At 67.7% G+C, this 15068-nt stretch carries 15 protein-coding genes; 6 read left to right on the top strand and 9 right to left on the bottom strand.

Annotated elements, in window-relative coordinates; all coding sequences use genetic code 11:
- Window positions 1-8 precede the first annotated feature (8 nt).
- Window positions 9-341 (top strand): thioredoxin, encoded by a 333-nt coding sequence (gene trxA, locus KUM44_RS28270; protein WP_030049453.1) that lies wholly within the window; start codon window positions 9-11, stop codon window positions 339-341.
- Window positions 342-456: 115 nt separating this feature from the next.
- Here the strand turns inward: trxA and KUM44_RS28265 are convergent, their stop codons facing one another.
- The 9 genes from KUM44_RS28265 to rpmH form a co-directional block, all read right to left on the bottom strand.
- Window positions 457-1074: a GNAT family N-acetyltransferase gene (locus KUM44_RS28265; protein ID WP_217212340.1), complete on the bottom strand. Its 618-nt coding sequence runs from the start codon at window positions 1072-1074 to the stop codon at window positions 457-459.
- A gap of 318 nt (window positions 1075-1392) precedes the next feature.
- Window positions 1393-2499, bottom strand: coding sequence for a ParB/RepB/Spo0J family partition protein (locus KUM44_RS28260; RefSeq protein ID WP_217212338.1), 1107 nt, complete (start codon window positions 2497-2499; stop codon window positions 1393-1395).
- Window positions 2496-3569, bottom strand: coding sequence for a ParA family protein (locus KUM44_RS28255; protein WP_217212398.1), 1074 nt, complete (start codon window positions 3567-3569; stop codon window positions 2496-2498). The genes KUM44_RS28260 and KUM44_RS28255 overlap by 4 nt, the downstream gene beginning before the upstream one ends.
- 298 nt (window positions 3570-3867) lie before the next feature.
- Window positions 3868-4584, bottom strand: a complete 717-nt coding sequence (gene rsmG, locus KUM44_RS28250; protein WP_217212336.1) for a 16S rRNA (guanine(527)-N(7))-methyltransferase RsmG — start codon at window positions 4582-4584, stop codon at window positions 3868-3870.
- Window positions 4585-4706: 122 nt separating this feature from the next.
- The gene (locus tag KUM44_RS28245) at window positions 4707-5219 is read right to left on the bottom strand and encodes a R3H domain-containing nucleic acid-binding protein (RefSeq protein ID WP_217212334.1); all 513 of its coding nucleotides are present in this window, start codon (window positions 5217-5219) and stop codon (window positions 4707-4709) included.
- A gap of 15 nt (window positions 5220-5234) precedes the next feature.
- Window positions 5235-6506, bottom strand: coding sequence for a membrane protein insertase YidC (gene yidC, locus KUM44_RS28240; protein ID WP_217212332.1), 1272 nt, complete (start codon window positions 6504-6506; stop codon window positions 5235-5237).
- Window positions 6507-6509: 3 nt separating this feature from the next.
- Window positions 6510-6863 carry a membrane protein insertion efficiency factor YidD gene (yidD, locus tag KUM44_RS28235; RefSeq protein ID WP_217212330.1) on the bottom strand — a complete coding sequence of 118 codons (354 nt, stop codon included), beginning with the start codon at window positions 6861-6863 and terminating at the stop codon, window positions 6510-6512.
- The gene (rnpA, locus tag KUM44_RS28230) at window positions 6860-7231 is read right to left on the bottom strand and encodes a ribonuclease P protein component (protein WP_217212328.1); all 372 of its coding nucleotides are present in this window, start codon (window positions 7229-7231) and stop codon (window positions 6860-6862) included. The genes yidD and rnpA overlap by 4 nt, the downstream gene beginning before the upstream one ends.
- Before the next feature lie 21 nt (window positions 7232-7252).
- A complete protein-coding gene (rpmH, locus tag KUM44_RS28225; protein WP_003956500.1) occupies window positions 7253-7390 on the bottom strand; it encodes a 50S ribosomal protein L34 in 138 nt (45 codons plus the stop codon).
- Window positions 7391-7772: 382 nt separating this feature from the next.
- Between rpmH and dnaA the strand changes: the two genes are divergently transcribed.
- The 5 genes from dnaA (at window position 7773) to KUM44_RS28200 (ending at window position 14717) form a co-directional block, all read left to right on the top strand.
- Complete coding sequence (gene dnaA, locus KUM44_RS28220; protein WP_217212326.1) at window positions 7773-9734, top strand: chromosomal replication initiator protein DnaA; 1962 nt, start codon at window positions 7773-7775, stop codon at window positions 9732-9734.
- Window positions 9735-10652: 918 nt separating this feature from the next.
- A complete protein-coding gene (dnaN, locus tag KUM44_RS28215) occupies window positions 10653-11783 on the top strand; it encodes a DNA polymerase III subunit beta (RefSeq protein WP_217212324.1) in 1131 nt (376 codons plus the stop codon).
- Window positions 11784-11999: 216 nt separating this feature from the next.
- Window positions 12000-12875: a phosphogluconate dehydrogenase (NAD(+)-dependent, decarboxylating) gene (gnd, locus tag KUM44_RS28210; RefSeq protein WP_217212322.1), complete on the top strand. Its 876-nt coding sequence runs from the start codon at window positions 12000-12002 to the stop codon at window positions 12873-12875.
- A gap of 175 nt (window positions 12876-13050) precedes the next feature.
- Window positions 13051-14172: a DNA replication/repair protein RecF gene (gene recF, locus KUM44_RS28205; protein WP_217212320.1), complete on the top strand. Its 1122-nt coding sequence runs from the start codon at window positions 13051-13053 to the stop codon at window positions 14170-14172.
- Window positions 14169-14717, top strand: coding sequence for a DUF721 domain-containing protein (locus KUM44_RS28200; RefSeq protein ID WP_217212318.1), 549 nt, complete (start codon window positions 14169-14171; stop codon window positions 14715-14717). Before recF ends, KUM44_RS28200 begins: the two co-directional genes overlap by 4 nt.
- Window positions 14718-15068: the final 351 nt, after the last annotated feature.

The raw sequence follows: 15068 nt of genomic DNA, 5'->3' as shown, positions 1-15068 counted from the left end.
AGCCCGCCGTGGCCGGCACCCTGAAGAACGTGACCGACGACTCCTTCGAGCAGGACGTCCTCAAGAGCGACAAGCCCGTCCTGGTGGACTTCTGGGCCGCCTGGTGCGGACCGTGCCGCCAGATCGCGCCGTCCCTCGAGGCCATCGCCTCCGAGTACGGCGACAAGATCGAGGTCGTCAAGCTGAACATCGACGAGAACCCGGGTACGGCCGCCAAGTACGGCGTCATGTCCATCCCGACGCTGAACGTCTACCAGAACGGCGAGGTCGCCAAGACCATCGTCGGCGCGAAGCCGAAGGCCGCGATCGTTCGCGACCTCGAGGACTTCATCGCCGAGTAACGTTTCACGTGAAACACGAATGGGCCAACCCTCGGGGGTTGGCCCATTCGCTTTGGAGGCGCCGACTCTGCAACGTCGTCGCTCTGAAGCGGCCTTGCACTGAAACGGCCCGGCTCTAGAGCGGCCTCAACGCGGGTTCCTTCTGTACGGCCCCCAGCAACCGGTCGATCGCCATCTCCACGTCTTCCTTCCAGGACAGCGTCGTCCGCAGTTCCAGCCGCAGACGCGGGAAGGTGGGGTGGGGGCGCACCGTCTTGAAGCCCACGGCCAGGAGATGGTCGGCAGGCAGCACACACGCCGGCTCTTTCCAGCGCGCGTCTCCGAAGGCCTCGATGGCCTTGAAGCCCCGCCGCAGCAGATCTTTGGCGACCGTCTGGACCATCACCCGGCCCAGTCCCTGACCCTGGTAGCCCGGCATGATGAACGCGGTCATCAGCTGCACCGCATCCGGCGACACGGGGCTCGTGGGGAATGCTGTCGCCCGCGGGACGTAAGCCGGCGGGGCGTAGAGCACAAAGCCCACCGGTACGTCGTCGACGTAGATGACCCGACCGCAGGATCCCCAGTCCAGCAGGACGGCAGAGATCCAGGCTTCCTTCTCCAGTGCGGCGGTGCCGGCCTTTACCGCGGCTTCACCGCTGACCGGGTCCAACTCCCAGAAGACACACGCGCGGCAGCGCTTGGGAAGGTCCGGAAGGTTGTCCAGCGTGAGCGGTACGAGCCGACGCCCCATGAAGGCTGTTCCTCGCTTCCTTCGCCCGCGGCATCGCGAGCGGCTGTCAGGGCGCTCCGTTCCCTGAGCAGGCTGCCGACGAACCCGCCGACCGCGCCCAGCCCAAGACCCGCGCTCACCAGTCCGGTGCGACTCACCGTTCGCATGGACCCCGCCTCCCCTAAGAGGTCTTGCCAGGTGGATGCGCCATACCCGAACGCATCGTATCCACGAAGCGATTCCCTCGATACCGCCAGAAAGCAAAGTGCGGGCCGTGTTCCGGTACACACCGGACACGGCCCGCATGGATGGCCGGGAGGAGACCTGGCTGGCCGAGCCTCAGAGCTCGGTTTCGTCCGTGTCACCGTCCAGAAGACTCTTCTGCAGAGCCAGCTTCTCGCCCGGAGCGAGCGTACTGAGGATCCGCTCAAGGTCGTCCGGGGAGGCGAACTCGACCGTGATCTTGCCCTTCTTCTGGCCCAGTTCGACCTTCACCCGTGTCTCGAAGCGGTCCGAGAGACGGGTCGCGAGGTCGGACAGCGCCGGGGAGGGCACGGATCCGGCCCGTGGCCCCCTGGAGCGCTGGGTCTTCTGCGGGCGGGAGCCCATCAGGGTCACGATCTCTTCGACGGAGCGGACCGAGAGCCCCTCGGCCACCACCCGGTAGGCCAGCCGCTCCTGCTCCTCCGGATCGTCGACCGAGAGGAGGGCCCGCGCATGCCCGGCGGAGAGCACACCGGCGGCCACCCGGTTCTGGACCTTGGGCGAGAGCTTCAGCAGACGCAGGGTGTTGGAGACCTGCGGGCGCGAACGGCCGATACGGTCCGCCAACTGGTCGTGCGTGCAGTTGAAGTCCTTCAGCAGCTGATCGTAGGCAGCCGCCTCTTCGATCGGATTCAGCTGAGCCCGGTGCAGGTTCTCCAGGAGGGCATCCAGGAGAAGCTTCTCGTCGTCCGTGGCCCGCACGATCGCCGGGATCGCCTCGAGGCCGGCCTCGCGGCAGGCACGCCAGCGCCGCTCGCCCATGATGAGCTCGTAGCGTGCGGGGCCGATCTGCCGTACGACGATCGGCTGGAGGAGCCCGACCTCCTGGATGGAGGTGACAAGTTCTTGCAGCGCATCCTCATCGAAGACCTCACGCGGCTGCCGCGGGTTCGGCGTGATCGCCTCAAGGGGGATCTCCGCGAAGTGGGCGCCCATGGGAGGTGCGGGCGTCTCCACGGCACCGTGAGGTCCGTGCGGTGCCGACTCCTCGGTTTCATGTGAAACAGGCGGCAGTGTGGCCACCTTGGCTGCGGCCACCCCTCGCTCGCTCAGCACCGGAATGGCAGCCGGAGACGGGGAAGCAGCCCCTCCCATGGCAGCAGGGGGCACCGTCTTCTCAGTCGGTGCAGCAGGGATCAGTGCGCCGAGACCACGGCCCAACCCCCTCCGTCGCTCGCTCACTGGATCCCCTCCGCCATGCTTGGATTGCTCTGGGCGCCGAAGTGGGCGTGGGTCGGGTCGTAACTGACGCCGACACCCTTCAGCGCGATTTCTCGTGCCGCCTCAAGATACGACAAGGCACCGCTCGATCCTGGATCGTAAGTCAGGACCGTCTGCCCATAGCTCGGCGCCTCGGAGATACGGACCGAGCGGGGAATGCTGGTCTTCAGCACCTCGTCACCGAAGTGGGTGCGCACCTCGTCCGCGACCTGGGACGCGAGCCGCGTCCGGCCGTCGTACATCGTGAGCAGGATCGTCGAGACGTGCAGAGTGGGGTTGAGGTGTCCCCGTACCAGGTCGACGTTCCGCAGCAGCTGACCCAGGCCCTCCAGCGCGTAGTACTCGCACTGGATGGGAATCAGGACCTCCTGCCCGGCCACCAGCGCATTGACCGTCAGCAGGCCGAGCGAGGGCGGGCAGTCGATGAGGACGTAGTCCAGCGGCTGCTCGTAAGCCTGAATCGCCCGCTGGAGTCGGCTCTCGCGCGCCACCAGAGACACCAGCTCGATCTCCGCACCGGCGAGATCGATCGTGGCAGGGGCGCAGAAGAGACCCTCGACATCAGGGACCGGCTGGACGACTTCCGCAAGCGGCTTGCTCTCGACCAACACGTCGTAGATGGAAGGGACTTCGGCGTGATGATCGATCCCCAGGGCAGTGGATGCGTTGCCCTGCGGGTCGAGGTCGATGACCAGCACGCGGCCACCATGAAGAGCCAGCGATGCGGCAAGGTTGACGGTCGTCGTCGTCTTGCCCACGCCCCCCTTCTGGTTGGCGACCACGATGACGCGGGTCTGCTCGGGCCGTGGCAGGCCCTCGCCGGCGCGACCTAGAGCCTCCACCGCCAGTTGGGCAGCACGACCGATGGGAGTGTCGTCCATCGGGGGCGGTGTTTCACGTGAAACATCCTCCCCCGTCGACTCGGTACGGGGACCGGGGACCGGATCGGTCATCGGTCCCGCGATGTTGGCGTCGGACCGCACGGATTCACTCTCCTCGACTTCAGGCTCGCAGTGAACAGAGCCTCCCATGTCTTCGGGGTCGTGAACCAGTGAGGCCTGGTGTTCTGTGGAGAAATCCACCTCTGTGGACAACTCCGTGCCCCTCAAGGGGGACGGAGTGTCGTCAGAAGCACCCTCTCCGAGAGAACCGAGGGGCTTTCGGTCCCGAGGTTCGGCCGCGGCGCGGCCACGACTGATGATGCCGTGCAGCAGTGAGCGACGTTTCACGTGAAACACGATGCACAGGCGCCGTCGCTGATCTGTCGCGACACTCCGGCATGGGTAGGTTTGCCAGCTTGTGTGGAGTACGTCTCGTCGTCAGGACGGATCAGCGTCGGCGCCGCGCCCGCCCCGTCCTCGCCGCCTTGGCCCGCTTCGCAGCGAACCGCACACCGCCCGGACTCTCCCCGACCTCGACCCGCACGACTGTCGACAGAGGATCCACGACGCCGTCACCCACATGCAGGATCGACGTCTCCACCGCACCAAGCTTGCTCAGGGCGGTCGACGCGCTCTTCAGCTCTTCCTCGGCAGTGTCGCCCTTGAGGGCGAGCATCTCGCCGTACGGGCGCAGCAACGGGATGCCCCAGGTGGCCAACCGGTCCAGCGGTGCCACCGCACGTGCGGTCACCACATGCACCGGCGGCAGCTTCCCCATGACCTCCTCGGCACGCCCACGGACGACCGTCACATGATCCAGCCCCAGCAGCTCCACGACCTCTGTCAGGAAGTTCGTACGCCGCAGCAGGGGCTCCAGCAGCGTGATCTTCAGGTCCTCCCGGACCAGGGCCAGGGGAATGCCGGGCAGGCCCGCGCCCGAGCCGACGTCGCACACCGTCACACTCTCGGGCACGACCTCGGAGAGCACCGCACAGTTCAGCAGATGCCGCTCCCACAGGCGGGGCACCTCACGTGGGCCGATCAGACCACGCTGCACACCCGCCTCGGCGAGCAGTTCGGCGTAGCGGACCGCATCAGCGAAGCGATCGCCGAACACCTCACGTGCCTGCTCGGGCGCAGGGGGAAGCTCCGCTGCCTCCGTCACGGGGACCGTCCTTCCGTACCGTCGGCGCACTGAACGCCGACACCAGAACCACCAGAACTATCAGGCTGACAAAGTTCGGCCCCGCCTGCGGGCAGACGGGGCCGGGGGAACGAACGGGCCGATCAGGCGGGGAGCACGACGACGAACCGCTGCGGTTCCTCGCCCTCGGACTCGCTGCGCAGGCCCGCGGACTTGACCGCGTCGTGCACGACCTTGCGCTCGAACGGCGTCATCGGCTTCAGCTTCACGGGCTCGCCCGTGCTCTTGGCCTCGGCGGCGGCCTTGGCACCCAGCTCGGAGAGCTCGGTGCGCTTCTGGGCCCGGTAGCCCGCGATGTCCAGCATCAGCCGGCTGCGGTCCCCGGTCTCCCGGTGCACGGCCAGGCGCGTGAGCTCCTGCAATGCCTCCAGCACCTCGCCGTCACGCCCGACCAGCTTCTGCAGGTCTCGGCTGCCCGCGTCGCTGATGATCGAGACAGCGGCGCGGTCGGCCTCGACGTCCATGTCGATGTCGCCGTCGAGATCGGCGATGTCGAGCAGACCCTCGAGGTAATCCGCCGCGATCTCGCCCTCCTGCTCCAGGCGGGTCAGGGTGTCTGCACCCTCGGCAGCGGCGGAGGTGGTGCCTTCCGTCACGGGATGGGCTCCTTCTTACTTCTTGGACGGGGACTTGGGGCGCTGCGGGCCGCCCTTGCGCTGCCCGGACTGGGCCTTGCTGCGGGTGCCGCCGCCGGGCTTCTGCGCGGCCTTCTTGACAGCGTCGGGCTTGGCGTCCTCGGGTTCGTCGGACTTCTGAAGCGAGGTGGTCGGCTCACCGGCCTGCTTCGCACCACCGGACTGACGCTGGGACTTGCTCTGCCGCTTCGGCTGCTGACGCTTGGGGGTACCAGCCGTGGTCGGCGTACCGTCCTCGGTCACGGTGGCGACAGAACCCTCGCTCTTCACCACACTGCCGTCGCCCTGCGCCGCGAGACCCGCCTTGCTCAGGCCGTTGATGAACTTGCGCTCGTACTCGTTACGGTCACGGCCCTTGGCGACGATCGCCTTGATGATGACGCGCTCGCTGCGCTTGCGGGCCTTGCCGTGCTGCGTGACGTGCTTGGTGAGACGCTCCAGGTACGCGGCCTGGGCCTTGGAACCCGGCGTCGGGTTGTTGCGGATGACGTACATCTGCTGGCCCATGGTCCACACGTTGGTGGTCAGCCAGTAGACGAGGACACCGACCGGGAAGTTGATACCGAAGACGGCGAACATGACCGGGAAGACGTACATCAGCATCTTCTGCTGCTGCATGAACGGCGTTTTCACCGTGGTGTCGACGTTCTTCGTCATCAGCTGACGCTGCGTGTAGAACTGCGACGCCGACATCAGGACGATCATGACCGCGGTGACGATCCGGACCGTGGTCAGCGAGGCCTCGAGGGCAGCGACGTCCGAGGCGCTGTCGGTGAACTTCGCGGCCAGCGGGGCCCCGAAGATATGCGCCTGCTGCGCGCTCTTCAGCAGGCTTTCGTTGATGACACCGATGGTGTCGTTGTTAGCGATGCTGTTGAGCACGTGGTACAGGGCGAAGAAGAACGGCGACTGCGCCAGGATGGGAAGGCACGAGGAGAGCGGGTTGGTGCCCGTCTCCTTGTACAGCTTCATCATCTCTTCGGACTGACGCTGCTTGTCGTTCTTGTAGCGCTCCTGGATCTTCTTCATCTCGGGCTGGAGCGTCTGCATGGCCCGGGTCGCCTTGATCTGCTTCACAAAGAGCGGGATCAGGCAGATACGGATCAGGATCACCAGGGACACGATGGACAGGCCCCAGGCCCACCCGGTGTCAGGGCCGAAGATGGCGCCGTACACCTTGTGGAACTGGACGATGACCCATGAGACGGGTGTCGTGATGAAGCTGAAGAGGCTGGCAATCGTGTCCACTAATCATGCTCCTTGGGCATGGGGCGAGGTCTCTGCGGCCGGGCTCGAAGGAACATTCTCTTCGGTGGCCGTTTCGGCGGCGGAGGGCCCGCCCTTGCGTGCGCGCCAAGCGCCCCGCAGCATCTCGTGCCACCGCGGGCGCTTGCGTGGCGGGACATGGTCCACACCACCCAGCGACCACGGATTGCACCGCAAGATGCGCCAGGCGGTGAGCGCCGTGCCCTTGATCGCACCGTGCCGGTCGATCGCCGTGTAGCCGTAATGGGAACACGACGGGTAGTACTTGCACACCGGCCCGAGCAGCGGACTGATCGTCCACTGGTACAGCTTGATCAGAGCCAGCAGTGGGTACTTCATCGCGCGCCCCCTCCCAGGAGCCGCTGCAGAGCGGCATCCAGGTCTCGGGCCAGCTGTGCATGGTCGGCGTCACCCGCACCGGGCAGCGCTCGTACGACTACCAGGCTACCGGGGGGCAGCTGGTCGACTCGGTCGCGCATCAGATGGCGAAGCCGGCGCTTCACTGTGTTCCGCACGACCGCACCACCCACAGCCTTGCTCACGACGAAACCCGCACGTGTCCGGGGAGCGCTCTCCCCAGACGCGTGCGGGTCCGTGGCACCGCTACGAAGGTGGACGACGAGTGTCGGGCGTCCTGCCCGGCGACCCCGTCGTACCGCGGTCGCGAAGTCCTCGCGCCGCCTCAGCCGGTTCTCGGTGGGCAGCACGACGTCATGACCTGATCGGAATCAGGCGGACAGACGGGCGCGACCCTTGCTACGGCGGGACGCGAGAATCGCGCGGCCGGCACGGGTGCGCATACGCAGCCGGAAGCCGTGGGTCTTCGCGCGACGACGGTTGTTCGGCTGGAAGGTGCGCTTGCTCACTCGGGGGCTCCAGAAGAAATCGGTGTTCGGCGGGTGCCGTCCTGGCTGTCACCGTGCGCCCACGAGTAGCTCGCGTTACGCCCGAGTGCACCGCTTCCCGATCACCCGAGGCGATCTGTGCCCATCGGAGGCAGGCGGCAGCAGCCATCGACAACTCGACCTGGTTACGGTACGCGCGGCTGCGCCATCCGGTCAAACCGGAGGCCAAGGGGAGACACTATCCACAGCCTGGGGACAACAACTTGAACCGCACCCGCCGCGCTGACTACCGTGGCTGAACTCCGATTCGTTCCCTTGTCCCCTTGATTCTGGCTCCACCCCTTTTGAATCCCGACCCGTCCCACCATCACACGTTCGTGGGACCCGTGAGAGAGCGTGCCCTGTGGCTGACGTACCTGCCGATCTTGCCGCAGTGTGGCCACGAGTACTCGAGCATCTCCTCGGTGAGGGCCGCGGGCAGGGCGTCGAGGTCAAGGACGAACACTGGATCCGCCGCTGCCAGCCGCTCGCGCTGGTGGCGGACACCGCCCTCCTCGCCGTACCGAACGAATTTGCGAAGGGCGTACTGGAGGGCCGTCTGGCCCCCATCGTCAGCGAGACCCTGAGCCGCGAATGCGGCCGCCCGATCCGCATCGCGATCACCGTCGACGACTCCGCCGGCGAACCCCCCGCCCCACCCGCACCCCCCACCCCGCCCCAGCCCCGCTACGAGGAGCCCGAGCTCCCCTCGTACGACGGCTACGGCCGCCACCGCGCCGACGACCGCGGGACCGGCACACCCAACGACCCGCTGCCCACCGCCCGCCCGGCCTACCCGAACGAGTACCAGCGCCCCGAGCCCACCCCCGGCAGCTGGCCCCGCCCGACCCAGGACGACTACGGCTGGCAGCAGCAGCGACTCGGCTTCCCGGAGCGAGACCCGTACGCATCGCCGTCACAGGACTCGTACGCACAGGACTCCTACGGCGCGCCCACCCAGGATTACCGCCCGCAGCGGATGGAACGCCCGTCCTACGACGGCCACCGCTCCGACTACGAGCAGCACCGTCCTGACCGCGACCAGCACCGCCCCGAGTACGAGCAGCAGCGGCCCGACTACGACCAGCACCGCCCCGAGTACGAGCAGCAGCGGCCCGACTACGACCAGCCGCGCGCCGACTACGACCGCGACGCACGCCGCGACCTGCCCGACCCGCCCCCCGGCTCCGGTCATGTGCACCGCGGCGGCCCCGTCGGCGCGAACCTGCCGACCACCGGCGCCCCCGGCCCCCTGGCCGCACAGCCCGCACCGGCCGCCGGCCCCGGTGAGCCCACCGCGCGCCTGAACCCGAAGTACCTCTTCGACACGTTCGTCATCGGCGCCTCCAACCGCTTCGCCCACGCGGCCGCCGTCGCCGTCGCCGAGGCTCCCGCCAAGGCGTACAACCCCCTCTTCATCTACGGGGAGTCGGGCCTCGGCAAGACACACCTGCTGCACGCGATCGGGCACTACGCGCGCAGCCTCTACCCAGGCACACGCGTGCGATATGTGAGCTCCGAGGAGTTCACCAACGAGTTCATCAACTCCATCCGCGACGGCAAGGGCGACAGCTTCCGCAAGCGCTACCGCGAGATGGACATCCTGCTCGTCGACGACATCCAGTTCCTCGCGGACAAGGAGTCGACGCAGGAGGAGTTCTTCCACACCTTCAACACACTCCACAACGCCAACAAGCAGATCGTCCTCTCCAGCGACCGGCCGCCCAAGCAGCTGGTCACGCTGGAGGACCGGCTGCGGAACCGTTTCGAGTGGGGCCTGATCACCGACGTACAGCCGCCCGAGCTGGAGACGCGTATCGCGATCCTCCGCAAGAAGGCGGTCCAGGAGCAGCTCAACGCCCCGCCGGAGGTCCTGGAGTTCATCGCCTCCCGCATCTCGCGCAACATCCGCGAGCTGGAGGGCGCGCTGATCCGGGTGACGGCCTTCGCGTCGCTCAACCGGCAGCCGGTGGACCTGGGCCTGACGGAGATCGTCCTGAAGGACCTGATCCCCGGTGGCGAGGACTCGGCTCCCGAGATCACCTCCACGGCCATCATGAGCGCGACCGCCGACTACTTCGGCCTGACCGTCGAGGACCTGTGCGGCACCTCACGCGGCCGCGCCCTCGTCACGGCCCGGCAGATCGCCATGTACCTGTGCCGCGAGCTCACGGACCTGTCGCTGCCGAAGATCGGCGCGCTGTTCGGCGGCCGCGACCACACCACGGTGATGCACGCCGACCGCAAGATCCGCAATCTGATGGCCGAGCGGCGCTCCATCTACAACCAGGTCACCGAGCTGACCAACCGCATCAAGAACGGCTGACGGAGCCGGCCGACCAGCGGCCGGAACAGCCGCCGTACGACGCCGAGGGCGCCCCCGGAGACGGTTCCGGGGGCGCCCTTCGTCATGTCGCCCGTCATGCCGCCCGTCATGCCGCAGCCGAACGTCAGGACACCGGCTGTTCGATTAACTGCCGCGTTACGGCCACTCTCCACAGATTCGGTGACTTTCTGGCGTCCACACCCTGGGGACTGGGAAGTTGTCCAGACTGTGTCCACAGAGGCCCCTGTTGAAAGACCATCAGACCAGGTCAGCTGCTTGTGGATTCGTGGACGAACGATCTCCACAGACTGTGGACAGCGAGAAGATCCACAGGCTGTGCATCAAGTTGTCCACCGGCAACCCACAGGCTGTGACCAGTTGTCCCCAGCGATCCCCATCTTCTCCACACCGCTGTCCACTGTTCGGCAACGCGGCGCGCCTCCTCACCGGCCCGAGTGAAAGGCGTCACACGAAGGTGCCGGGTTGGGCTGTGGGAAAGGTGGGTAAAGCTGGGGACGGCACTGGGGAGAAGTCGCCCCAGCCTGTGCACGGGGTGTGCAGAACTTTCCGTTCTCCACAGAAACGCCGAGTTGTCCACCGCCGTCACCCACAGGCCCCGTGGACAAAATCTCCGCTCTGACCTGGGAAAACGAGGTTATCCACGGTATCCACAGGCCCTACTACTACTCCCAACTAGAGAGAGCTGGGAATTCGTTTCGAAGAGGGTCCTGTGCACAACTCGCCGTCCGGCTCCCGGCTGCCCCTCGTCACGACTTGACCCCGAGAGGCACCTACTGTCAGTGCCGTGCGTCAGACTGGTCCCCGGTGTCCTTCCCCTCACTGGGGCCGACGACACAGAGACAGACGACGAGGGCCAGGCAGAGCGAGAAGCGCCGGCAACAGCAGGAGGCGGCAACAGTGAAGATCCGGGTGGAACGCGACGTACTCGCGGAGGCAGTGGCCTGGGCGGCACGCAGCCTCCCGGCCCGTCCGCCGGCGCCTGTCCTCGCCGGCCTCCTCCTCAAGGCCGAGGACGGCCAGCTGAGCCTGTCCAGCTTCGACTACGAGGTCTCGGCACGGGTGTCCGTGGAGACGGAGGTCGAGGAGGAGGGCACGGTCCTGGTCTCCGGCCGCCTGCTCGCGGACATCTGCCGCGCTCTGCCCAACCGGCCGGTGGAGATTTCCACAGACGGTGTACGGGCGACCGTGGTCTGCGGCTCCTCGCGGTTCACACTCCACACCCTGCCTGTGGAGGAGTACCCGGCGCTGCCGCAGATGCCGAGCGCCACAGGCACCGTCCCCGGCGAGGTCTTCGCGTCCGCGGCCGCCCAGGTCGCCATCGCCGCCGGCCGTGACGACACGCTGCCCGTGCTGACCGGTGTGCGCATCGAGATCGAGGGCGACACCGTCACGCTGGCCTCCACCGACCGCTACCGCTTCGCGGTCCGCGAGTTCCTGTGGAAGCCGGAGAACCCGGAGGCCTCCGCGGTCGCCCTGGTCCCGGCCAAGACGCTGCTGGACACCGCCAAGGCGCTCACCAGCGGAGACAGCGTGACGCTTGCGCTGTCCGGCTCGGGTGCGGGCGAGGGCCTGATCGGCTTCGAGGGCGCCGGTCGTCGTACGACGACCCGTCTGCTGGAGGGCGACCTCCCGAAGTACCGCACGCTGTTCCCGACGGAGTTCAATTCCGTCGCCGTGATCGAGACCGCCCCCTTCGTGGAGGCCGTCAAGCGTGTGGCCCTGGTCGCCGAGCGCAACACCCCGGTGCGGCTGAGCTTCGAGCAGGGTGTGCTGATCCTGGAGGCGGGTTCCAGCGACGACGCACAGGCTGTGGAGAGGGTTGACGCCCAACTGGAGGGCGACGACATCTCGATCGCCTTCAACCCGACCTTCCTGCTGGACGGCCTGAGCGCCATCGACTCCCCGGTCGCCCAGCTGTCCTTCACGACGTCCACGAAGCCCGCGTTGCTCAGCGGCAAGCCGGCGTTGGACGCCGAGGCGGACGAGGCCTACAAGTACCTGATCATGCCGGTGCGGCTGAGCGGCTGAGCGGCTGTCCTTGGCGCCGCAGTTGTCCACAGCGTCCCCAGGCCCGGTGGATCATCGGGCCTGGGGACGATCTGTCGGGCGGAGCCGCAGGTGAGGACGCTGATGAGGGTGTACGTATGAGCGCCTATGCCCACGGATGTGCGCATGCGTCCGGGTTTAGGCTCGTGCGTGGGTACGAACGTGCCCCACACGCCACAGCAACCTAAGGAACAACTGATGGAGCTCGGTCTCGTCGGCCTCGGCAAGATGGGCGGCAACATGCGCGAGCGGATACGCCGCGCGGGCCACACCGTCGTCGGATACGACCGCAACGCGGACCTCGCGGATGTCCACAGCCTGGAAGAGCTTGTGGGCAAGCTCCCCGGGCCGCGCGTTGTCTGGGTGATGGTCCCGGCAGGTGCCCCGACCCAGTCGACCATCGACGAGCTCGCCGAGCTGCTGGAGCCCGGTGACGTCGTGGTGGACGGCGGGAACTCGCGCTGGACCGACGACGAGCGGCATGCCGAGGAGCTGGCGGCCAAGAGCATCGGCTTCGTCGACTGCGGCGTCTCCGGCGGTGTCTGGGGCCTGGAGAACGGCTATGCGCTGATGTACGGCGGCGACGCGGAGAACGTGGCCAAGGTGCAGCCGATCTTCGACGCCTTGAAGCCGGAGGGCGACTTCGGTGCGGTGCACGCCGGCAAGGTCGGCGCGGGGCACTTCGCGAAGATGGTCCACAACGGCATCGAGTACGCGATGATGCAGGCTTATGCCGAGGGCTGGGAGCTGCTGGAGAAGGTCGACTCCGTGACCGACGTCCGGGAGATCTTCCGTTCCTGGCAGGAGGGCACGGTCATCCGGTCCTGGCTGCTGGACCTCGCGGTGAACGCCCTCGACGAGGACGAGCATCTGGACAGGCTCAAGGGTTTTGCACAGGACTCCGGTGAGGGACGCTGGACTGTGGAGGCTGCGATCGACCACGCGGTGCCGCTGCCGGCGATCACCGCGTCGCTGTTCGCGCGGTTCGCGTCCCGCCAGGACGACTCCCCGCAGATGAAGATGATCGCGGCGCTGCGGAACCAGTTCGGTGGCCACGCGGTCGAGACGAAGTAGTCGAGACGACGTAACCGTCGGGCACGACCGTCGCGAACGGCGTCGGGAGCGCCCGTCGGAACGAGAAGAAGTAATCCACACCCTGGGGATGGCACCCTGGCACCCTCGGGAGTGACCCGGTTGTCCACAACTGGGGAAGGTTGAACCACACGTTGGGGGAGGTCGGCGAACGACCATGCACGTCACGCATCTGTCGCTGGCCGACTTCCGCTCGTACGCCCGGGTTGAAGTTCCGCTCGACCCGGGCGTCGCCGCCTTCGTCGGCCCCAACGGCCAGGGAAAGACCAACCTCGTCGAGGCCGTCGGCTATCTCGCCACCCTTGGCAGCCATCGCGTTGCCTCCGACGCCCCGCTGGTCCGCATGGGCGCCGACCGGGCGATCATCCGGGCGCAGGTGCGCCAGGGCGACCGGCAGCAGTTGGTCGAGCTGGAGCTGAACCCCGGCAGGTCCAACCGGGCCCGTATCAACCGGTCCTCGCAGGTCAGACCCCGTGACGTGCTCGGCATCGTGCGGACCGTCCTGTTCGCGCCGGAGGATCTCGCCCTGGTCAAGGGCGACCCAGGGGAGCGGCGCCGCTTCCTCGACGAGCTGATCACCGCCCGCTCCCCGCGCATGGCCGGCGTGCGCTCCGACTACGAGCGGGTCCTCAAGCAGCGCAACACCCTGTTGAAGTCGGCCGCGCTGGCCCGTCGGCACGGCGGGCGTTCCATGGACCTGTCCACCCTCGACGTCTGGGACCAGCACCTGGCGCGCGCGGGTGCCGAGCTGCTCGCCCAGCGTCTCGATCTGATCGCCGCGATCCAGCCGCTGGCCGACAAGGCGTACGAGCAGCTGGCCCCCGGTGGCGGTCCGGTCTCCTTGGACTACAAGCCGTCGGCTCCTGGCGAGGCGCATACGCGCGACGATCTCTTCGAGCAGCTGATGGCGGCGCTCGCCGAGGCCCGTAAGCAGGAGATCGAGCGGGGCGTCACCCTCGTGGGCCCTCATCGGGACGATGTGCTTCTCAAACTCGGTCAGCTGCCCGCCAAGGGATACGCCTCGCACGGCGAGTCCTGGTCCTACGCGCTGTCGCTGCGGCTGGCCTCGTACGACCTGCTCAGGGCTGAAGGCAATGAGCCGGTGCTGGTCCTCGACGACGTCTTCGCCGAGTTGGACGCCCGGCGTCGTGAGCGGCTGGCGGAGTTGGTCGCGCCCGGCGAGCAGGTTCTGGTGACCGCCGCGGTCGACGACGACGTACCGCATGTGTTGGCGGGGGCGCGGTACGCGGTGGCCGAGGGGACGGTGGAGCGCGTATGAGCGAGAACCCGTCCGAGAAGGCGCCGGATGCCGCCAAGAAGGCTCCAGAACCCTCTGGCGTCGACCTCGCGCGCGTGGCGCTCAGGGCGGCCAAGGAGCAGGCACGCGCGCGTGGGGATGCGGCGCAGCAGAAGAAGCAGGCGCGGCGCGGGGGGCTGCGCTCGGGCGCGCGCGCCGACGGCCGCGACCCCTTGGCGCTCGGCGCTGCCATTAACCGCTTGATCACCGAGCGGGGCTGGGAGGCACCGGCCGCGGTGGGCGGTGTGATGGGCCGTTGGCCGCAGATCGTCGGCGAGGACGTCGCCAAGCACTGTGTGCCGGAGAAGTACGACGAGGACGAGCGGGTCCTGGTCGTGCGCTGCGATTCGACGGCCTGGGCGACGAACCTGCGGCTGCTCGCCCCGACCTTGGTGGCCCGCCTCAACGAGGATCTCGGCCATGGCGCGGTGCGGCAGATCAAGGTGCAGGGGCCGGGCGGACCCGCTCGCCGGTACGGCCCGCTGCGTGCGCCCGGCAGCACGGGGCCCGGCGACACCTACGGGTGACGGGTGACGGGTGACGGGCAAGGCGTGATCGTGTTGTCCGTGTTGGGTGAGTCGGGCCTCTCGAGCGGCCGTCACAGCAGTCCCTGGGGCCTCGTCTGCCGCAGGTGACCGACATCACATCAGCAGTTGCCGGCGGTCCCGAAGTGCCGTCGGTGACCTACTCGTCGTGCCACCGCACGCGGTTGCGAATCGCGACCTGACTCCGAAGTAGCCAAGGGTTGACGGCCGGAAGCGCTGAGTGGCTCCCTGAGCCTCTTGGAGCCCCCATCCGCATATCGGGAGTCGGCCGAGCCGGGTTCAGGGCGGCACATGCGGACTCAGGTACCGGCAAACCCCCATCACTGTCGGCGC

The organism is Streptomyces sp. AC550_RSS872 (assembly GCF_019049285.1).
GTDB lineage: Bacteria > Actinomycetota > Actinomycetes > Streptomycetales > Streptomycetaceae > Streptomyces.
Note: the sequence above shows the minus strand (reverse complement) of the source record. Positions and strands in the feature narration are given on the sequence as shown.